Origin of the sequence: Arcobacter rhizosphaerae, from assembly GCF_049472155.1 — a bacterium.
Classification (GTDB): domain Bacteria; phylum Campylobacterota; class Campylobacteria; order Campylobacterales; family Arcobacteraceae; genus Arcobacter_B.
This window is the reverse complement of record NZ_JBMOVW010000001.1, coordinates 422,589-443,028: the sequence shown is the minus strand read 5'-3', so window position 1 is coordinate 443,028 and position 20,440 is coordinate 422,589. Positions and strand designations below refer to the sequence as shown.

General features: G+C 28.2%; 22 protein-coding genes and 7 tRNA genes. 8 read left to right on the top strand and 21 right to left on the bottom strand.

What is annotated here, in order from left to right:
* The first annotated feature begins 8 nt into the window (after positions 1-8).
* From ACH5BH_RS02220 to ACH5BH_RS02200, 5 genes are all read left to right on the top strand, one after another.
* Positions 9-380: a hypothetical protein gene (locus ACH5BH_RS02220; RefSeq protein WP_404304080.1), complete on the top strand. Its 372-nt coding sequence runs from the start codon at positions 9-11 to the stop codon at positions 378-380.
* 71 nt (positions 381-451) lie between these two features.
* The gene (locus ACH5BH_RS02215) at positions 452-607 is read left to right on the top strand and encodes a hypothetical protein (protein ID WP_423297298.1); all 156 of its coding nucleotides are present in this window, start codon (positions 452-454) and stop codon (positions 605-607) included.
* Positions 600-2,615: a glycine--tRNA ligase subunit beta gene (glyS, locus tag ACH5BH_RS02210; protein ID WP_423297297.1), complete on the top strand. Its 2,016-nt coding sequence runs from the start codon at positions 600-602 to the stop codon at positions 2,613-2,615. Before ACH5BH_RS02215 ends, glyS begins: the two co-directional genes overlap by 8 nt.
* A gap of 149 nt (positions 2,616-2,764) precedes the next feature.
* Positions 2,765-3,109: a hypothetical protein gene (locus ACH5BH_RS02205; RefSeq protein ID WP_404304083.1), complete on the top strand. Its 345-nt coding sequence runs from the start codon at positions 2,765-2,767 to the stop codon at positions 3,107-3,109.
* A 12-nt stretch (positions 3,110-3,121) separates the two neighbouring features.
* Positions 3,122-3,289, top strand: a complete 168-nt coding sequence (locus tag ACH5BH_RS02200) for an entericidin EcnAB (RefSeq protein ID WP_404304084.1) — start codon at positions 3,122-3,124, stop codon at positions 3,287-3,289.
* A gap of 38 nt (positions 3,290-3,327) precedes the next feature.
* On the opposite strand, the gene ACH5BH_RS02195 is transcribed toward ACH5BH_RS02200, so the two are convergent.
* The 7 genes from ACH5BH_RS02195 to ACH5BH_RS02165 form a co-directional block, all read right to left on the bottom strand.
* Positions 3,328-3,404, bottom strand: a tRNA-Thr gene (locus ACH5BH_RS02195).
* A 15-nt stretch (positions 3,405-3,419) separates the two neighbouring features.
* Positions 3,420-3,495, bottom strand: a tRNA-Phe gene (locus tag ACH5BH_RS02190).
* Between the two features lie 10 nt (positions 3,496-3,505).
* Positions 3,506-3,590, bottom strand: a tRNA-Tyr gene (locus ACH5BH_RS02185).
* A 68-nt stretch (positions 3,591-3,658) separates the two neighbouring features.
* Positions 3,659-3,735 (bottom strand) — tRNA-Thr (locus ACH5BH_RS02180).
* Positions 3,736-3,772: 37 nt separating this feature from the next.
* Positions 3,773-3,849, bottom strand: a tRNA-Met gene (locus ACH5BH_RS02175).
* Positions 3,850-3,861: 12 nt separating this feature from the next.
* Positions 3,862-3,938, bottom strand: a tRNA-Met gene (locus ACH5BH_RS02170).
* Positions 3,939-3,954: 16 nt separating this feature from the next.
* A tRNA-Gln gene (locus ACH5BH_RS02165) sits at positions 3,955-4,029 on the bottom strand.
* Positions 4,030-4,148: 119 nt separating this feature from the next.
* Here ACH5BH_RS02165 and ACH5BH_RS02160 point away from each other — a divergent pair.
* Positions 4,149-5,177, top strand: coding sequence for a bifunctional 3,4-dihydroxy-2-butanone 4-phosphate synthase/GTP cyclohydrolase II (locus tag ACH5BH_RS02160; protein WP_404304085.1), 1,029 nt, complete (start codon positions 4,149-4,151; stop codon positions 5,175-5,177).
* A gap of 15 nt (positions 5,178-5,192) precedes the next feature.
* Here ACH5BH_RS02160 and ACH5BH_RS02155 read toward each other — a convergent pair whose 3' ends face one another.
* The 5 genes from ACH5BH_RS02155 to ACH5BH_RS02135 form a co-directional block, all read right to left on the bottom strand.
* Entirely contained in the window at positions 5,193-5,687 is a 495-nt protein-coding gene (locus tag ACH5BH_RS02155; RefSeq protein WP_423297296.1) for a hypothetical protein, read from the bottom strand.
* 85 nt (positions 5,688-5,772) lie between these two features.
* The gene (pckA, locus tag ACH5BH_RS02150; RefSeq protein ID WP_404304087.1) at positions 5,773-7,353 is read right to left on the bottom strand and encodes a phosphoenolpyruvate carboxykinase (ATP); all 1,581 of its coding nucleotides are present in this window, start codon (positions 7,351-7,353) and stop codon (positions 5,773-5,775) included.
* Between the two features lie 32 nt (positions 7,354-7,385).
* Positions 7,386-8,708 carry a sodium ion-translocating decarboxylase subunit beta gene (locus ACH5BH_RS02145; RefSeq protein ID WP_404304088.1) on the bottom strand — a complete coding sequence of 441 codons (1,323 nt, stop codon included), beginning with the start codon at positions 8,706-8,708 and terminating at the stop codon, positions 7,386-7,388.
* Between the two features lie 19 nt (positions 8,709-8,727).
* Positions 8,728-10,515 carry a biotin/lipoyl-containing protein gene (locus ACH5BH_RS02140; RefSeq protein WP_423297295.1) on the bottom strand — a complete coding sequence of 596 codons (1,788 nt, stop codon included), beginning with the start codon at positions 10,513-10,515 and terminating at the stop codon, positions 8,728-8,730.
* Positions 10,516-10,521: 6 nt separating this feature from the next.
* Positions 10,522-10,767: an OadG family protein gene (locus ACH5BH_RS02135; RefSeq protein WP_404304090.1), complete on the bottom strand. Its 246-nt coding sequence runs from the start codon at positions 10,765-10,767 to the stop codon at positions 10,522-10,524.
* A 321-nt stretch (positions 10,768-11,088) separates the two neighbouring features.
* Here ACH5BH_RS02135 and ACH5BH_RS02130 point away from each other — a divergent pair, with 321 nt between their 5' ends.
* A complete protein-coding gene (locus ACH5BH_RS02130) occupies positions 11,089-11,745 on the top strand; it encodes a S24 family peptidase (protein ID WP_423297294.1) in 657 nt (218 codons plus the stop codon).
* A 7-nt stretch (positions 11,746-11,752) separates the two neighbouring features.
* Here ACH5BH_RS02130 and ACH5BH_RS02125 read toward each other — a convergent pair whose 3' ends face one another.
* Genes ACH5BH_RS02125 through ACH5BH_RS02100 form a run of 6 tightly spaced genes read right to left on the bottom strand, consistent with a single transcriptional unit; the run spans position 11,753 to position 16,685 of the window.
* A complete protein-coding gene (locus tag ACH5BH_RS02125) occupies positions 11,753-12,739 on the bottom strand; it encodes a peptidoglycan synthetase (RefSeq protein ID WP_423297293.1) in 987 nt (328 codons plus the stop codon).
* Positions 12,739-14,694 carry a methionine--tRNA ligase gene (metG, locus tag ACH5BH_RS02120; RefSeq protein WP_404304093.1) on the bottom strand — a complete coding sequence of 652 codons (1,956 nt, stop codon included), beginning with the start codon at positions 14,692-14,694 and terminating at the stop codon, positions 12,739-12,741. The genes ACH5BH_RS02125 and metG overlap by 1 nt, the downstream gene beginning before the upstream one ends.
* 31 nt (positions 14,695-14,725) lie before the next feature.
* The gene (locus ACH5BH_RS02115) at positions 14,726-14,932 is read right to left on the bottom strand and encodes a hypothetical protein (protein ID WP_404304094.1); all 207 of its coding nucleotides are present in this window, start codon (positions 14,930-14,932) and stop codon (positions 14,726-14,728) included.
* Entirely contained in the window at positions 14,925-15,767 is an 843-nt protein-coding gene (locus tag ACH5BH_RS02110) for a class 1 fructose-bisphosphatase (RefSeq protein ID WP_404304095.1), read from the bottom strand. The genes ACH5BH_RS02115 and ACH5BH_RS02110 overlap by 8 nt, the downstream gene beginning before the upstream one ends.
* Before the next feature lie 2 nt (positions 15,768-15,769).
* Entirely contained in the window at positions 15,770-16,267 is a 498-nt protein-coding gene (mobB, locus tag ACH5BH_RS02105) for a molybdopterin-guanine dinucleotide biosynthesis protein B (protein ID WP_404304096.1), read from the bottom strand.
* Positions 16,268-16,313: 46 nt separating this feature from the next.
* Complete coding sequence (locus tag ACH5BH_RS02100; protein WP_404304097.1) at positions 16,314-16,685, bottom strand: sirohydrochlorin chelatase; 372 nt, start codon at positions 16,683-16,685, stop codon at positions 16,314-16,316.
* A 118-nt stretch (positions 16,686-16,803) separates the two neighbouring features.
* Here ACH5BH_RS02100 and ACH5BH_RS02095 point away from each other — a divergent pair, with 118 nt between their 5' ends.
* Positions 16,804-17,268: a hypothetical protein gene (locus ACH5BH_RS02095; protein ID WP_423297292.1), complete on the top strand. Its 465-nt coding sequence runs from the start codon at positions 16,804-16,806 to the stop codon at positions 17,266-17,268.
* On the opposite strand, the gene ACH5BH_RS02090 is transcribed toward ACH5BH_RS02095, so the two are convergent.
* The 3 genes from ACH5BH_RS02090 to gltX are packed head-to-tail and all read right to left on the bottom strand — an operon-like array spanning position 17,240 to position 20,438.
* Complete coding sequence (locus ACH5BH_RS02090) at positions 17,240-18,898, bottom strand: lytic transglycosylase domain-containing protein (RefSeq protein WP_423297291.1); 1,659 nt, start codon at positions 18,896-18,898, stop codon at positions 17,240-17,242. The two genes, ACH5BH_RS02095 and ACH5BH_RS02090, sit on opposite strands and share 29 nt — an antisense overlap.
* Before the next feature lie 2 nt (positions 18,899-18,900).
* Positions 18,901-19,173: a YggT family protein gene (locus ACH5BH_RS02085; RefSeq protein WP_404304100.1), complete on the bottom strand. Its 273-nt coding sequence runs from the start codon at positions 19,171-19,173 to the stop codon at positions 18,901-18,903.
* Positions 19,170-20,438, bottom strand: a complete 1,269-nt coding sequence (gene gltX, locus ACH5BH_RS02080) for a glutamate--tRNA ligase (protein WP_423297290.1) — start codon at positions 20,436-20,438, stop codon at positions 19,170-19,172. Before gltX ends, ACH5BH_RS02085 begins: the two co-directional genes overlap by 4 nt.
* Positions 20,439-20,440: the final 2 nt, after the last annotated feature.

The window sequence follows — 20,440 nt, the reverse complement described above, 5'->3', positions numbered from 1 at the left end:
GACTAAGAATGATTCTAATTGGTGATAAACTTGTACCTTTTGAAGAAGTTTTTAATATCTCTTCAATTGATGAAATATATAAAACTAAAGCAAATAGTCTTATTTCATTTGGTTATAACGAAGAAATATTAAAATATACATTTAAAAATAATTTAAATAGTGCTATTGTAGTAGCATCAATAAAAGAAGCAATTTATGCAAATGCTTTAAATGCAAAATATATTATTGCATCTAAAAACTTAGCAAAACAAATTCAAAAGGTTGCAGAAAACTATATGTTTGACTCAAAAGTGTTAGCTATAATAACATCTAATAATGAATTAGAAGAAATAGCTTCATTTGAAATAGATGGAGTTATTTATAAGTCAATTCTTGATTAAAATAACTAACCAAAAAATAAGCAAACATTAGATAATATAATTACCTTTTATATAAATATATAGGCAAAAATATGAAAGAAATATTAGATATAGTAATTCTTATTATGTTTGTTATTATGGTTGCATTATTCATTATCAACTTTAATAAACAACAAATACAGAAATACAAAGATAAAATAGAAAATAAAGATGACAAGACTTCTAATAAGGAAACAGTAGATGAATAAACCATTATTAATAGAGATTGGTGTTGAAGAATTACCAGCAATTCCATTTTTAAAAGAGTTACCAAATATTGAAAAAAAATGGAGTGACATTTTAGAAAAAAATAGATTATTAACAGATTTTGAATTTTTCTATACACCAAGAAGATTAGTATTATGGCATAGAGAATTTCAAGTAAAACAAGAAAACTCAATACAAGAAATGTTTGGAGCACCTGTAAAAATTGCTTTTAAAGATGGTGAACCAACAGGAGCTGCACTTGGTTTTGCTAAAAAATGTGGTGTAAATGTAGATGAATTAGAAAAAATTGATCAAGGAAGAGGGGAAGTTTTATACTACAAAAAAGAAGTAATAGGAACAAATAGTACTGAATTATTAAATACTATGGTAAATGAATTTATTTCTTCATTAAACTTTGGAAAATCTATGAGATGGGCTTCAAGAACAGATAGCTTTATTAGACCTATTAGAAGTTTAAGTATTATGTTAGGAGAAGAAATTGTTCAAGGGGAATTATTTGGTGTAAAATCTTCTAACTTCTCATTTGCCCATAGAATGGTTTCTTATGAACCTTTTACATTTGATTTTGCAGGTGATTATTTTTGTAAACTTGATAAAAATGGTGTTATTTTATACCCAGATGAAAGAAGAAAAATCATTTTAGATCAAATGAAAGAAATTGAGCAAAGAGATGGTGTAAAAATTGAAATTGATAAAGAATTACTAGAAGAAGTAGTAGCAATTACAGAGTATCCAACAGCATTAATTGGTAAATTTGATGAAGAGTTTTTAGAACTTCCTGAAGAAGTTATTGTAACTTCTATGAAAGAACATCAAAGATATTTTGCTGTTTATAAAGATGACAAATTAACAAATAACTTTATCGTTGTATCAAACTCTAAAACAAATGACTTTGGATACATTATTGAAGGTAACGAAAAGGTTCTAAGACCAAGACTTGCAGATGGTATGTTCTTCTGGAAAAACGATATTAAAGCAGGACTTTCAAATGAAGGGCTTAAAAAGCTTACATTTGTAGAAGGTTTAGGTTCTATGTATGAAAAATGTGAAAGAGAAGCAAAAATAGCTGATTTCTTAGCAGATACATTTAACGTAGAAGAAAAAGAACTTGTAAACAAAGCTGTTATGTTATCAAAAGCTGATCTTATGTCTGAGATGGTATTTGAATTTACAGAACTTCAAGGTCTTATGGGATACTACTATGCAAAACTTGCAGGAGAAGATGAGCTAGTATATACAGCTCTTAAAGAGCAGTACTTACCAGATGGTGAAGATTCAGATTTACCATCAAATAAATTCTCTTCAATTGTTGCATTATCATACAAACTTGATAATCTAATGGGACTATTCTCTATAGGTAAAATCCCAACTGGTTCAAAAGATCCATTTGGATTAAGAAGAGCAGCAGCAGGTATTGTTAAAATTGCTATGGAACATGAGTTATCAGTTGATTTAGATAAAATCATAGATACTTTATCTTCAAATTATCCAGGCTTAGATAAATCACAATTAATTGAATTTTTCAATGAAAGATTATTTAAAATTTTTGATGTAAATCCATCAGTATTAAAAGCAGTTCTTGGTTCACAAGAGACTGATATATTTAAAATTTCTAAAAAACTTTGCGCTTTAAATCCAATTGTTCAAAGTGATAATTTTAAAGAATATACAGCAACATTTAAAAGAGTTGCAAATATTATAAAAGATTTAGATGTTAATTCAGAACTAACAATAAAAGAAGAACTTCTTGAAGATGAAGCAGAAAAACAATTAGTTGAAACTTTTAATAAAATTACATCAAAAAACTATATAACTTATGATGAAGAATTAGAAGCTTTATTTAGTTTAAAACCACAACTTGATAATTTCTTTGATAACGTTTTCGTAAATCATGAAAATGAAGCTATTAAAAGAAATAGAAAAAATACAATTGGTAAAGTTTACCAAGCTTTTAGAAAAATCGCTGATATTAAAGAAATTACTATCTAAATAAATATAAATAGGGTAAAACCCTATTTATAATAGACTCACAAATTTAAATTTTCACATTCTATTGTTTAATATATAACTAATTATTTTCATTTTAGTGCAGTTGTTGTACACTTTTATTTTAAATTATATTTTATTAAGGAGATTTAATGAAAAAAATACTAATAAGTACGTCAATAATTGCAACAGCACTTTTTTTTAATGGCTGTGAAGAAAAACAAAATAAAATAAATAGATATATTCAAAATTGGACAGGTGTAAATGGTGTACTTGAAGTTTATGCAGGAGAAAAATTAGTAAAAAGATTTATAAAAATTGATAAACTTTCAACTGCTGTAGCAACTGAAGGCAAAAATAATAGACCATATAGGTTTGGTTATGGAATTCTTGATGAAAATTTAAACTTTAAAAAAGATAATAATGAAAGTAAAGTTTATTTTGAGTTTTCAGATTATTCTACAAACTATATATTCTTTGAGAATCCACACCCATAAAGGAAAAGACTCATGAAAACAAATATCTTACTACTTATAATATCGGCATTTTTATTTAATGCTTGTGCTACATGGGAAGGTGTAAAAGAGGATAGTTCTGATGCTTGGCAAGCAACAAAAAAAGGTACTAAAAAAGTGTATGAAGGAACAAAAGAAGCAATACATAAAGCTACTGAATAAATATATTTTAATGATTATTTGTATTTAGTAAAGTTTAATGGAGCTGGTGAAGGGACTTGAACCCCCGACCTGCTGATTACAAATCAGCTGCTCTAGCCAACTGAGCTACACCAGCGCCAAAAAATTTGAATGGTGGTTCGAGGCAGAATCGAACTGCCGACACAAGGATTTTCAATCCTTTGCTCTACCGACTGAGCTATCGAACCAATACTTAAGTGGTGGTGAGGGAAGGATTTGAACCTTCGAAGCCGTAGGCGGCGGATTTACAATCCGCAGGATTTGACCACTCTCCAACCTCACCGATGTTAAAATTATTATTGTTCTGGTCAAGCGCTGGTCTTTTGACTTACGCACGACAATTATTAAAAATGGAGCTGGTGAAGGGACTTGAACCCCCGACCTGCTGATTACAAATCAGCTGCTCTAGCCAACTGAGCTACACCAGCTTCCAAAAATATTAAGTATTATTCACTTTGTGAATAATGGTGTCAAGAGAGAGACTTGAACTCTCGACCTCCGGCTTATGAGACCAGCGCTCTAGCCAGCTGAGCTACCTTGACACTATGGCTATTTGGTTGCGGAAATAGGATTTGAACCTATGACCTTCGGGTTATGAGCCCGACGAGCTACCTAGCTGCTCTATTCCGCGTTAAAAGTACCTAAAATGGATGGGGTAGTAGGACTCGAACCTACGAATGACGATACCAAAAACCGTTGCCTTACCACTTGGCGATACCCCATTTTTTAAGTGCCGAAATTATAGTAGAAATCATGATATTTGTCAAGTGCTTTTATAAAGAATTTTAAAATTTCTGATATAATATATCATATATTAAAAAAACTATTAAAAAGATGAGATATGAACGCAATACAAAGAGTAAAAGAAGCAATTGAAGAAATACAAAAAGGAAATATGGTCATCATGTTAGATGATGAAGATAGAGAGAATGAAGGAGATTTAGTTTATTCAGCAGCATTAAGTACACCAGAGAAAGTTAACTTTATGGCTACTCATGCAAAAGGTTTAATTTGTGTATCAGTTACAAAAGAAACTGCAAATAAATTAGAATTAAATCCTATGGTTAATTCTAACACTTCATCTTATGAGACTGCATTTACAGTTTCAGTTGATGCAGCAGATGCAGCAACAGGAATTAGTGCAGGGGAAAGAGATGATACAATTAAAATTTTAGCTAATCCTGTTTCAAAAGCATCTGAACTTGTAAGACCAGGGCATATATTCCCACTTATAGCAAAAGATGGTGGTGTTTTAGTAAGAACAGGTCACACAGAAGGTAGTGTAGATTTATGTAAACTTGCAGGATTAAATGGCGAAGCTGTTATTTGTGAAATAATGAAAGAAGATGGAACAATGGCAAGAAGAGATGATTTAGATATTTTTGCCCAAAAACACAATATGAAACAAATTTATATTTCAGATTTAGTTGAGTATAGATTATCACATGAAAAACTTGTTGAAGAAATCAGTAATGAAGAAACAGTATTTTTAGGAAGTAACGCAAAGAAAAAAGAATTTAAAGATCATTTAGGGAATATACATACTGCAATACTTCTTGGAGATCAAAATGAAATAAGTCATGTAAAATTCCATACAATTTTACCTGATATAGAACTATTTTTAAAAGATGAAAAATTAAATTCTATGTTAAAAACAATTAACTTTTTACAAGCAAAAGGGGGAGTATTAATTTTCTTATCTGATGAGAAAAAAAGAGAAACTCAAAAAGATTATGGAATAGGGGCACAAATCCTTAATTCTTTAAATATAAAACAAATTAAACTTATGACAAGTGGGGGAAAACATTCATTTGTAGGATTACAAGGTTTTGGATTAGAAATAATTGAAGAAATTCAAATAGAGTGTTAAACTCTATTTGAAAAATCAAATTAAACCAGCTGCTGATTTAATTAGATCTAATGTTTTTTGAGGAATCACTAAATTATTAGATAACTCTTCTTTATTCTCTTTATAATATTTTGATTCAAGTATAGCATTGATTTTATCTTCATATTTTTGAATAACAGTTTCTTGTGTATCTCTATCCTCAATATCTAAAAATTGTCTAGGTTCTTGATTTGAAACTCTAGCTAATCTATATTCAAAAAGAGATTTATTATCATAATCTTCATTAAACTTATTACAAATGCTTTTATATACATCATTTAACTCAGCTTCATACTTTCTATAAATTGTACCTGCACTATCATTTAGTGCTCTAGTAAAATTATCATAATCTACAAGTAATGATTTTAAAGTTTCTTCATCTAAAGAATCTTCTTCAACATTATACTTTTTTGATAATAAGTGTTTACAACAATAGTATACTACTTCGTCTTCTGTATTTTTAATGTCAGCTAAAAAATCTGATAATTTCATATATTTCTCCTATTTTATTTAATGAAAAAAAGGAGTGAAAACTTCACTCCTTTTAACAGTAAACTTTTTATAGTAGAATTATACCTTATAATATTGGTCCTGCAGCTGTGAAATCATATTCACTTTCTAAAGTTAAGTATTTTTTAAAGTTTTCAATATACATACCTGCTAACTTCTTCTTAGTTTCATCGTAAGCAGCTTTATCTTCCCATGTATTTCTAGGATTTAAAACCTCAGTATCAACACCATTTAATGTTTTAGGAATTGATAAATTAAATACTGGTAACGTTTCAAATTCTGATTTTTCAATAGAACCATCTAAAATTCCATTTATACAAGCTCTAGTATTTTTAATACTCATTCTTGAACCAACACCATAAGGACCACCCGTCCATCCAGTGTTAACTAAATAAACATTAACTCCATGCTTATCAATTTTTTGTCCTAATAATTCAGCATATTTTGTAGGATTAAGAGGTAAAAATGCTTCACCAAAACAAGATGAGAATGTAGCAACGGGTTCAGTAATTCCTCTTTCAGTTCCAGCAACTTTAGCTGTATATCCACTTAAGAAATAATACATTGCTTGCTGTTTATCAAGCTTTGCCACTGGAGGTAAAACACCAAAAGCATCTGCACACAAGAAAATAATATTTGTTGGATGTCCACCCCTCATATCAGGAGTATGATTTTCAATATGATCTAATGGATAAGATACTCTCGTATTCTCTGTCTTTGAACCATCTGAATAATCAACAACACCATTTTCATCAGCAACAACATTTTCTAAAATAGCACCTTTTTTAATAGCACCAAAAATTTCAGGTTCAGAACTTTCGTCTAAGTTAATTACTTTAGCATAACAACCACCTTCAAAATTGAAAATACCATTGTCATCCCAACCATGTTCATCATCACCAATTAAAGCTCTATTAGGATCTGTAGATAATGTAGTTTTTCCAGTCCCTGATAATCCAAAGAATAATGCAGTATCACCATCTTTTCCAATGTTTGCTGAACAATGCATTGGAAGCTTACCTTCTAAAGGAAGCCAATAATTCATCATAGAGAAAACACCTTTTTTCATTTCACCAGCATACCATGTACCACCAATAATAGCTGTGTTTTCTTCTACATTAAATACCACATAAACTTCTGAATGTAAACCATGACTCGCATAAGACATATCACACGTTTTACAAGAGTTATAAACAGTAAACTCTGGCTCAAAATTATCTAATTCTTCTTGTGTTTGAGGAACAATAAACATATTTTGAATAAAATGTGCTTGCCATGCCACTTCTGTAATAAATCTTACAGATTTTCTAGAATCTAATGAAGCTCCACAATAAACATCAGTAACATATAAATCTTTATTACTTAATTGCTTTTTAGAGTTTTTTAATAAATCTTCATAAACTTCACTTGAAACTTTTTGATTTATATCACCCCATGCAATATATTTATTCGAAGGATCTTGGTTAACAAAGAATTTGTCTTTTGGACTTCTTCCTGTGAAAATACCAGTATCTACCATTAAAGCACCAGTTGAAGAAACTCTTGCTCCTTCATTTGCTACTGCATCTTTAATTAAAGAATCTATATCAAGATTCCTTTTTACTTCACCTACATTTTCTAGACCTAAAGCGTCTTTAATCTCAGACATAATTTAACTTTCCCTACTATATAAAATTTGTTTTATTTAAAAATTGATAACAGAACACCAGCTGCAACTGCTGATCCGATTACTCCCGCAACATTTGGGCCCATTGCATGCATTAATAATACATTTGATGGATCGTACTGTTGACCCTCTTTACTAACAACTCTCGCTGCCATAGGAACAGCAGATACTCCAGCTGCACCAATAAGTGGATTTACTTGATTCTCTTTTGAACTTAACATATTCATAACTTTTGCCATGATAACTCCCATTGCAGTACCAGAAGCAAATGCAACTAATCCAATAGCCATAATACCCATAGTTTCTGCGACTAAGAATTGTTCAGCAGCAAGTTTAGAACCAACACCAAGACCTAAGAAGATTGTAACAATATTGATTAATGCATTTTGCATTGTATCAGATAATCTATCAACAACTCCTGATTCTTTAGCAAAATTACCAAAACATAAAGCACCAATTAATGGCGATGCATCAGGTAAAATTAATAATGTTAAAACTAAAACAATAAGAGGGAATACTATTTTTTCTAATTTAGAAACTTTTCTAGTAGAACCCATTTTAATTTTTCTTTCTTCCATTGATGTCAATGCTCTCATAATTGGAGGTTGAATTACAGGTACTAATGCCATATAAGAATAAGCAGCAACTGCAATTGCTCCAAGTAACTCAGGTGCTAAAGCAGAAGCAATAAAAATTGATGTTGGCCCATCAGCTCCACCAATAATAGAAATAGCTGCTGATTGTTGTAGTGTAAAGTCAATTCCTGGAAGATATTGAGATAGTACAACAGCACCAACTAATGAACCAAAAATACCAAATTGTGCTGCACCACCAAGTAATGCAGTTTTAGGATTTGCTAATAAAGGACCAAAGTCAGTCATTGCTCCAACACCCATAAAAATTAATAGGGGAAAGAATTCATTAGCAATACCCATATTGTAAATAATACCTAACATACCATCTTCACCAGCAATTTCAGCAATTGGAATATTTGCTAAAAGTCCACCAAATCCAATAGGTATTAATAGTAAAGGTTCAAAACCTTTTTTAATAGCTAAATAAAATAATACAAAACAAATAAGAATCATAATGATTCTACCAAAGCTTTGCGCAAATTTAGTTAATTCTTCTCCATGAGGTCCTTTTAAACCTTCAACAGGAGAAATAATTGCTTTTAAACCTGTTGTATCATAAAATGATTCAACAAGTTCTGTCATTGTTTTAGAATGATACTCTTTTTGCTCACCAGCACCTTCAACAGGTGCTGATGCAGCTAGTGAATTTATTGAAAAAACACTTAATATTGTAAACAGTAAGATAAATAGGTTTTTTTTCATATTAACTCCAAATATACAATTAGCCAATAATAGCTAATGTTTGTCCTTCATCTACTGATTCATTAGCACCCACTGTAATTTTACTTATAGTACCTGCAACTGGGGCATTAATATCAATTTCCATTTTCATCGCTTCTAAAATCATTATTTTTTGATCTTTTTCTACTTTTTCACCTTCATTTACTAAAATTTTCCATACATTACCATTAACAGTTGCAGGAACTTCAGTAGCTTCACCATTTACAATAGGTGTTGCTGATGAAGCAGAAGTATTATTTGTTGCTGGAGTTACTTGAATATCAGCATCTCCTTCAGCAATACTTACATTAAATTTTTGTCCATCTACTACTACAGTATAGTTTCCAGTTGCATTTGCCATTGTATTTTCCCCTTGTGTTGTATCATTTTTTCTTACATTTAATGGTGAATCACCTTTTAAGAAAGCAATTCCTTTTTCATCACATGCAGCAGCAATGAAAATGTTTTCTTCTGAAGTTTCTAAACCTTCCATTTCTAATCTTTGTTTCCATACAGAGATTTTTTTCTTTTCATCTCTATCTGCAATATCAAGTGGATTTTCAGTTGTAGGTTCCATTTTTAATTTTTCTGCTGCTAATGCAACAACTTCAGCATCAGGTTCAACAGGTGTTTTACCAAAGTATCCAAGAACCATTTTCCCATATCCAGGTGCAATTTGTTTCCATGGTCCAAACATTACATTTGCGTAAGCTTGTTGCCAATAAAATTGAGAAACAGGAGTTACAGATGTACCATATCCACCTTTTTCAACAACTTCTCTCATTGCTTTTATAACTTCTGGGAACTTATCTAAAGTACCATTATCTCTCATCATTTGAGTATTAGCAGTTAATGCTCCCCCTGGCATAGGTGAGAAAGGAATTAAAGGTGAAACTTGAGTTGCTTCAGGTGGCATAAAATATTCACCTAAACAATCATTTAAAGTTTCTTGATATTTTAAGATTTTCTCAATATCTAAACCACCTAAATCATAGTTTTTACCTTTAACAGCATGTAACATTGTTAAAATATCAGGTTGAGATGTACCACCTGAAACAGGAGATGCTGCTAAATCAATTCCATCAGCACCAGCTTCTAATGCTGCTAAATAACAAGCAACAGAAACACCTGCTGTTTCATGTGTATGCAATCTAATATGAGTATCTTCACCAACTAACTTTCTAGCCATTTGGATAGTTTCATACACTTTTTGAGGAGATGATGTCCCTGAAGCATCTTTAAAACAAATTGAGTCATGTGGAATACCACTATCTAAAATTTGTCTTAATGTTTTTTCATAAAAAGGAACATCATGAGCACCTTCACATCCTGGAGGTAAATCCATTAGTGTAACAACAACTTCATGATTTAAACCATATTTTTTAATACATTCTGCAGAGTACTCTAAATTTTGTACATCATTTAAAGCATCAAAGTTTCTAATAGTAGTTGTACCGTGTTTTGCAAACATTTTTGCATGTAAGTCAATTAGTTCTCTTGAACCAGTATCTAACATTACTGTATTGATACCTCTTGCAAGAGTTTGTAGATTTGCATCTGGACCAACAATTTCTCTGAATTTGTCCATCATTTCAAATGCATTTTCTTGTAAGTAAAAGAATAAAGATTGGAATCTCGCTCCTCCACCAAACTCAAAATGAGTTATACCAGCATCTTTCGCAGCTTCTACAGCTGGAAAGAAATCTTCCATTAAAACTCTACCTCCAAAGACAGATTGAAATCCATCCCTAAAAGTAGTATCCATAACATCAATATACTTTTTAGCCATTTTATTTTAACCTTTTAGATTTTTGTGATGTTGAACTGCTGCTATGATAGCAGCTGTCTTTGCAGAATTGTTAGATGCAGATGAACCAACAGGTTTATTTGCAGTAGGCTTCTTTTCCTTTTGAGGAAAATACTTTGTGATTAAAGCAGCTTGTGCTTTTAAAACAAATATCATAATTATTAAAAATGAAAATACTACTCCCATTCCCAATAACATGAACTTCAGTGCTTCTGTGATTAAGTTTACTTCCATAATACTCTCCGTGGTTACCACCATGTAATTATCACTGTAATAATATATAAAAGTACCTTTATTAACATTTATACTTATCTTTTATTTGTATTAAATTTATAAATTTTAGTAATTTAAAGTACTTTTTCACCAAATTTATAAATCAATATGTCAAGTTTTTGAAAAAATTCAAGAAGATTATCTATACTTATAGTTATTTTTCTTTCCATTTAATATCCTTTTTCAATAAATATTTCAAATTCTATGATATTTTTTAAAAAACCTTGAAAAATATTTCATTTTGTAATATAATTATGTAATTAGTATGTATTAGGAGTAAAAATGTTAGATGTTAGTGAAATTATTGACAAACTTAAAGATATTATTAGTGCAGATGGTAAAAATGGAAAAGTTTTTGATAAAGATGTTGCAAACTCATTAGAACTAAGTCAAGCAAATTTTGCAACTATGAAAAATAGAGGCAAAATTCCTTATCAAAATATCTTAAATTTTTGTGCTTTAAAAAAAATATCTATTAATTGGTTGCTTTATAATCAAAATCCTGACTCATTAGTAGATTCTACAGATAAATACTGGATTAAATACTATCCTTCTGTTAATGTAAGTGCTGGAGGAGGAGCTTATGATGCACAAGATAATTATGAATCATTAGAGGTTCCTCCATATTTTATAGAAATGTTAGGAGGAGAAGATAATCTAAAAAATATTGATGCTATTAATGTAGTAGGGGATTCAATGGAACCAACACTCAATGATGAAAATATCATATTTGTTGACAAAACCAAAAATGATCCCTCAAGAGATGGAATTTTTGCCTTTACTACAAATCATGGACTTTTTGTAAAAAGAATACAAAAAAGAGTAGATGGAAATTTTGATATTATCTCAGATAATAAAGATTATCCTGCTCAAATACTTAGTACTGAAGATATTCAAGTTATAGGAAAGGTAATAAGCTCATTTGGAATGGTTTATTAAAATAAAGTTAGAAAAGAGAAGCTTGCTTTTCTAACTTTTGTAAAGCTTGAGCAATTTCATCATAAGTAAAACCTATAACGTAAACAGCATTAAAACTATTTTTCTTTAATATTTTTTTCAACTCATCTGTAGTTTTCACTATAATTTGATTTTTTTCTAAATGTTGACTATATTTAGAAGTTATAAATAATGTTTTTGCATATTTGAACTTATTTTTTAAATAACTAATTTCACTTGCTACTAATTCTAAATTATTTTGAGTAATTATAAATTTATCACTTTTTCCAAATTCTATAATTTCTAAAGACTTATCTAAAAAAAGTGGTTTAAAATAATTAAAAGATTTTAATTTTAATAAATCAATATCTTTATTAAAGAAATCATAAACTCTTAAAAAATCTTCTATATATATTTTAGATAACTTTAATTTAGAAAAATATATATCTTTATACGTAAATGATACTTCAAATAAAGAGTGTTCTATTAAATTAGCATATTTTATTTTATAATCAAATGCTTCTATATTTGGATAGATTTTTTCTAAAAGCTCTTTATTTCTTGAAAAAATTACATCATTATCTTGTATATCATCAATGTTTTTAATAAAACTATCTAAATTATTAGAAATGAACTTAATATTTTTACTTGTCGTTTGAGAATAAATTTTCATTAAATCGTATGAAGCATTATTACAATGATATGCTTTAATGTTATAATTTGCTAATTTAAATCTAATTAACTGAATTATTGATAAATCAACATCTAAAACTTTTATCCATGCAATCTCTTTATCAATAATTGGATGAATATCTTGTGAAACAATTGCAAATGCTCCATTTTGTACAGCAAGTGGGATATCATTAATAGTTCTAGCTATAAATAAATCTCCTTCTTTTACTTTTGAAGGATCTGTTTTAAAAGAATAAATAAATGAAATTGAGGGAGAGTTTAAAAGTCTCCCATCAATGATATCTATTAAAGATGAAATTTGCACTAGCTTATTTTTGTTCCTGATTTTTTTGCAGTTTCTGGTCTGATTAAAGATAAACCATTTTCATCTTTAGCTGCCATTAACATACCCTCAGAAAGCATTCCCATTAATTTTGCAGGTTTTAAGTTTGCTACAACACAAGCTTGTGTTCCAACTAAATCACTTGCATTATAAAATTCTTTTATACCAGCTAGAATTTGTCTATTTTTCCCCTCTCCTAAATCAACTTGTAACTTTAATAATTTTTTTGATTTAGGCACTTCTTCAGCTTCTACAATTGTTCCAATTTTTAAAGTTGTTTCAAAAAACTTATCAATTGTAATTAAATTATCATCTTCTTCAATTACTTCTTTTTTAGACTCAGACTTTTTTTCTGCTTCATTTTTTGATACTTCAGAAGTTTTAGCTTGTTCTAATAAAATCTCTTCAATTCTTGGGAAAAGTTGAGAAACTTTAGTAATAGTAGTATCTTCTAATAGTTCTTTATTTTTAATTAACTTAATATAGTTTTCAGTTGTAATTTCAAGACCTAAAGACTCAGCTATTTTTGATATTTTTTCTGGCATTACTGAATCTAAAAGAATAGCAACTCTAGCCATAATATTAGTAATTAAAGCTACTAGTGCCATTGCTTCATCTTCTTTGCCTTCTTTCATTTTAGCCCAAGGTTCATAATCTCCAATTGCTTTATTAGCAACTGTTAATACCTTCCAAATATCTTCTAAATATCTATTAATTTGCATATTATAAAGATATTCTTCAATATTATTTAAGATTGTTTCTACTTCTTCAAGTTCTTTTTTATGGAATTTTTCTACATCTTTTGAAGTAACTTTAAAATCAAAATATTTTCCAGACATACCAGAAATTCTATTTAATAAGTTTCCTAAGTCATTTCCTAAGTCTGAATTAATTCTATCCATTAAAGCTTTTTGAGAAAAGTCGCCATCTTGACCAAAAGGAACTTCTCTTAGCATAAAATATCTAAATGCATCTAAACCATAAGCGTCTGCAACTTCTTTAGGATTTACAACATTTCCTTTTGATTTTGACATTTTTTCACCATCTCTAGTCCACCAACCATGAGCAGCTATGTGTTTTGGAAGAGGTAAGTCTAAAGACATTAAAAATGCAGGCCAATAAATAGCATGGAATCTTAAAATATCTTTTCCTACTAAATGAGTTGAAGCAGGCCAATGGTTCATATCTTTTTCATCAGTCCCATAACCTAGCGCAGTAATATAGTTCATTAAGGCATCTAGCCACACATACATAACGTGTAAAGGTTCATCAAGAGAATCTGGAAGTTTAACACCCCAATCAAATGATGTTCTTGAAATAGATAAATCTCTTAAACCACCTTTTACAAAATTAACAATTTCATTTTTCTTTGATCTTGGTAAAATGCAGTCTTCATTTTCTTCATACCATTTAATAAGTTTATCTTCATAAGCAGATAATTTAAAAAAGAAACTCTCTTCTTTTACAATATTAGTTGGTTTACCACAATCAGGACAGAACTGTTCATCAATTAGTTGCTTTTCAGTAAAGAATGTCTCACATGACACACAATAAAAACCTTCATATTCACCTTTATAAATGTCACCTTTGTTATACATTGTTTCAAAAGCTTTTTGAACACCTTTTTTATGTTGTTCATCCGTTGTTCTAATGAACTTATCATAAGTAATATCAAAGTCATCCCATAAAGCTTTGAATTTACCAGAAACTTCATCAGCATACTCTTTTGGCGTTTTACCTCTTTGTTCTGCACTTTGAGCAATTTTTTGACCATGCTCATCTGTTCCTGTTAAAAAATAAGTATTTGCACCTGTTAATCTTGAATATCTAGCTAGCATATCCGCAATAATAGTAGTGTACGCATGACCTATATGAGCCACATCATTTACATAATAAATTGGTGTTGTTATATATACATTTTTACAAGATTCTTCCATTCTTTACCTCTTTTATAATTTATAATATTTTTTAAAATTCAAATCCACCGCCAGAGCCTTTATTCATTGACTCATAAACAGCAATTACATATTTTTTTCTAAGTTCACATTCAAAAAACTGCTCACAAGGAGTACATGATTTTAAACTTTTTGATTCTTGACAAGTTTTAAGTTCAGATATTTTTTTATCTAACTTTATTTGCCATTCATCAATAACAATTTCTTGTTTTTCATCCATTATTTTTATATACTTCTAATACTCTATTAATTTCATTTTTAGAACCAAAAAAACAAGGAGTTGTATCATGAATATGAGTTGTTTCAACTTCTAAAGCTCTTTTAAATCCATCAACAGCACCACCATTAGCTTTTTCATAAACATAAGCAAATGGAAATACTTCAAATAATTGTCTAAGTTTACCTTTTGGTCTATCTGTAGTTCCAGGATAAGAGAATAAACCTCCACCTTTTAATAAGATTTGATGTAAATCAGGAACCATACCACCTGAATATCTTAACCTATATCCATCTTGAAAAATATCATCAATCATTTGTTTATGATAAGGTGCCCAACAGTTTTGAGTTGAACCAGGTGCATTTAATTTTCCTTTTTCATTTAAAACAATATTTTGAATAAATTCAAATTTACCTTTTAGTAATCTATACATTTTAACATCATCAGTTGCTACAACCATTTCAACTCTTGGACCAAATACAACATAAACAGAAGCAATTATACTTTTTGCATTAAATTCATTTTTATAAATCCCATATATAGAACCAACTGATAAATTAACATCAACTAATGAAGACCCATCTAAAGGATCATAGGCAATAAGATATTCACCATTTTCATTTAAATTAACAATCTCTTCTTGTTCTTCTGAAACAATAGCTTTGATTGATGAAACTTTTTTAAAAATATCTTCAATAATTTCATCACTAGCTATATCCAATTTTAATTGAGTATCACCTGTTGAGTTTTCTTGTTCACTTTTCCCTGTATCACCTGTTTCAATAAGATCTTTAATTTTTATACTAGCTTCTTCAATTGCTTTTATTATATCTTGCATTATTATACTCTTTTTGCGTTTTTGTCTATCCAAGAGATTATCTCTTCTGGATTATTTAAATCTAATGTAAAAATATTAGTAGGAATTTTATCTTTATCGATAGTTTCATCACAAGCTATTGCATCTGTATAAGGATAATAAGTTTCATCAAGATTATTTCTAAAAATAGAAATTCTTGGTAATTCTAAAGTTTTTAAACCCTCAACAAGTAAATAATCAAAATCATCAAACAAAGTAATCATTTCATCAATTGTTGATGTTTCTTTTTTAAAAAGTGTTGTTTTATTAGGGCTTACAACTGCTACATTTGCACCTGTTTGACTAAACTTATATGAGTCTTTTCCAACTGTATCAAATGTAGCTTTATCCTTAGGATCATGCTTTATAATACAAACTTTAAAACCTTTATTTTGTAAAGCTTCTGATAATTTAACAATAACTGTTGTTTTTCCACTATTTGATGGGCCAGATAAAGCCACTACTAATCTTTTATTATTCATAGTGTGGATTTTATCCAAATTGTAGTTAAAGTATATTTAGATTAAATCATTTTTCATTTAAGGCATAATTATTAACAATAAGCTGAGCTAAACCATTAATTTTTCCTAAGTGGGGTAAAACTTCAATTTCAGCATTTTTATAAATACTTTTTATTTTTTCTATTTCATTAGGAATATCAACTTTTACATGTTTTCCTTTTGCTAAAAAATAAGGTAATATTTTTATTTTTCCATTAGGTTTTTTCGTTAAACACTCTTCTAAAGAATCAAAAATATTAGGTTGTGCAAGTTCTAAATAAGCATATCTTACTTCAAAATCTCTATTACTTAAATCTTTGATACTATTAGCAAAATCAATTATTTCATCATTTGATTCTTTTAATCTACTACCATGAGCTATTATTAATAGTGTATTCATATATTTCCTTTTTGGAATAATACAATATTTTCATAAAGTTTTATATATATAAAATGTAAGTTAATTTCTATTTTAGATATTTAAAGTAAAATTAGCTTCATATAAATTTGGAGTAATTATGTATAAAACTATACTATTAAGCCTGCTTTCTACAATTTTTGTAGGATGTTCATCTACAAATGCTTTAAAATATTTTAAAGCAAATGAACAAAAAGCAAGAGCAATTCAACACACAAAAAAAGCAGATATATTAGAAAATAATGAACAAAAAGTTTTATTTTGGGCAACATATTTAAATAATATAAAAGAGTTAGACAAAGAAACTTTTTTAATTAGTACATATTTTATTAATAAAAAAAATCAAAACTTAAATGATTATGACTATAAAATAAGTTTAAATGAGAAAAATAAACCTCTAAGTATTAAAGAAGTAAAAGAAGATGGAAAGTACAGTTCAATTTTAAAAAATAGAGCATGGGGAAAACATTATTTAGTTAAATTTGAAACTTTAAAAAAAGAAACAAATTTAACTTTAGAATTAAAAGACAAGAATTCTAAGGTGCAGTTAAAGTTTGAAAAATAGAAGATAAACTCTTCTTATTTTTCTTATTTAAATAATTATTATATATATAATAGTTTGCAAGAACTTTTTTACCATACTTTCTAGTTTCATTATAAGAAATCAATTCCATACTTAAAAATGGTTCAAACTTTTTATTTAAATTTTTAAATAAACCTCTTTTAAATTGTCCCCTTGTATAACCAGGTCCACCATTATAAGCATAAGCTATGAAAAGTGGATTATAATTAAATTGTTTTTTTAGAGTATTTAAATGTTTATTGGCAAACTTTATATTTACAGAAGGAATAAATTGTTCATATATATTATATGAAACATTTAATTGTTTAGCTAAAGCTTTTGATAAAAAAGGCATTATTTGCATTATTCCTTGAGCTGTAGCAAAAGATATAGAAGAGGGAATAAATCTACTTTCTTGTCTACCAATAGCATATATAAGTACTTGATTTTCTAAACTATATTTTTTAACTTCTTCTTCATAAGGAGTTATAAAATATTGAATTTTATATTTATTATATTTTTCAAGTAAATAAGCTAAGTGTGCCTGTGTTTGTTTTGTTGTAAAAATTTCATTTTGATATTTTAAAAGTTTTTCTTCATCTAAACCTTCTTTAATATCATCAAGTACTTTTATCCATTCAAACTGATTATATATATCAAAAGATGTTTCTTTTTCTTTTGTTTTTAACTCATAAAATATATTATCAATCTTTTTGTTTAAAATCTCTTTTGCATATAAAGAGTATATATTTATATCCCAACTATTACTTAATTCTTCTAACAAACTTTCTTTTTTTGTAATTAAATATTGCCAAAAAAGTACTTTATCTTTATCCATTTTGAAATATGCTTTTTTAGAAGCATACTCTAAATATTTTAAAGCTATTTCTTCCTTTTTATGTCTAATTGCATTCATAGAAAGAAAAAAAACTGTTTGATGTGTTAAATTCTGATTATCTAGGACATCAAATAAAGACCTTTGAATAAAATTATATTTAGGATTTGGAACAACATATCTAATAAATTTATTAAAATCTTTCTCTAAAGAAAGTTTAGCAATAAAATCTTTTGGCATTGGATGATTTAACTCTTTAACTCTATATTCTTCTCCAACATCAAAAAAGATTCTATAAAATCTATGAGGATAAGTTTTAATTATTTTTAAAAAAGGTTGATTAGCTGCAATAATCTCTAAGTCATTCATCAAAGTAGGGTACTTAGAAACTCGTTTTACTGCTTCTTTTACATAGGATATAGGTAGTTTAGTAGCTTCTTTTAATGTAAGTCCTAAAGCTAAACATCTATCATCTTCTAAAAAAAGTTCTTTACTTGTGGCTCTATAACATTTTAAATCTTCTATAGGTATTTCATCATTATATTTTTTATATGCTTTATTTACTCTATTAGATTTTCTTTTTGCTAAATCATAAGCTTTTTTCGCTTGTTCTTTTGTAATATCATTTTGTTTCAGATACTGAATAATAAAAAAATCTCTTGCATAAGATTTAGGTTTTTCTTCTAACCAAGAAAGAGTAGGTTCAAAATCTTTTTTTAAAAAAGATGTTTCATTAGCAGATAAAGCTGAAGTTGTAAAAGTAATAAAACAAATAAGTGAAGTTGCTAGCCTTTTCATAATTAAAAGGCTAGACTTTTTAGAAATGTCTCTAAAAATATTAGAGCAAAAATTAAAATAATTGGAGCTAAATCCATTCCTCCAAAAACTGTAGGGATATATCTTCTTACAAAAGCATAAGCAGGTTCTGTAAGTCTATATAACATTTGAACTATAGGATTGTAAGGATCTGGTTTTACCCATGATAAAATAGCTGAAATAATAATCACCCATTTGTATAAGAAAATTATGCCTAAAACAACTGTAAATATTGAAGCTAAAAGTGCATCTATCATTTTGCAATTTCTCCTAAATAATTTTTAATTAAAGGATATACTAAAGAAAGTTTATCATAATCCTTTTTACCAACAAAGATATAACTTAATGGCTTTTGTAAAAAGTCACCATTAAAACCTGTTTTTTCAGAAATATAAGTAACTAAGTCTTCATACTCTTCAAAGAAAGGAGCATCTTGAATACAAAGTTTAATTTCTACAAACTGTTTTTCATATCCTTCACAAGTTGACTTTTGAGTAAAAATAAAATCTATCTTTTCTTTTATCTCTTTAATTGTAAATGAATCTTCTAAAAAAATCTTTCCCAATTTACCTAAATCAATATCTGCATAACCTAAAATCTTAGATAGCCTCATATCATCTAAAGTCTCTAAATGTTTTTTATTAATCTGTTTTAAAATATCAATATCAAAAGTAACTTTTTCTTTTGATATTTTTGTAATATCAAACCAATCTACTGCTTCTTCTAAAGTAAATATTTCTTTAGGTGTTTTATTTCCTAAAAGAACTAAATAATTAGCAATAGCACTTGGCAAGAAACCTTCTTCAATTAAAAACTTTACAGATATATTACCTTCATTTACTAAAGGTAAATGAACATAATCAATTTTTTTATCATAACCTAAAGACTTTCTCACATAGATTTGATTAGGTGTAGACTCTAAATACTTTTCTTCTCTAATTACTATTGAAATATCCATAATCATATCATCAACTGCACAAGCATAATCATAAGTTGGTGTTTTATCATGATTTAAAATAATAAAGGAATTCATATCACTTGGTTTATATTTAAAATCCCCTTGCAGTAAATCAGTAAATCTTATACTTGAATCTGACTCTTTAATTCTTACAGTAAAAGGAGCATTTGTATTTAAAACTGTTTCATCTGATAAAGTTTCACAAAAACCATCATATTTAAAATTTTTTCCAGCTTTTTTAGCTTCTTCTTTTAACTCATTAAGTTTTACATCTCCACAAAAACAAGCAAAAGCTTTCTTTTGTGCCATAAGTTGCATTGCCATTTTTTGATGATATTTTAAAGAATCACTTTGATGTGCTGCTCTTGAATAATCAATAGAAAAAAGACTTAATATTTCTAAAATTTCTTTATCTTTACCTTCAACGATTTTGTCTTTTTCAATATCTTCAATTCTTATAATTAAATCTTCATTCTTTTGCTTTGAGACAATATGGTTAAAAATTGCTACTCTTAAACTAGCAATATTTATACTTCCATTTGGACTTGGTGCAAATCTTAACAAAT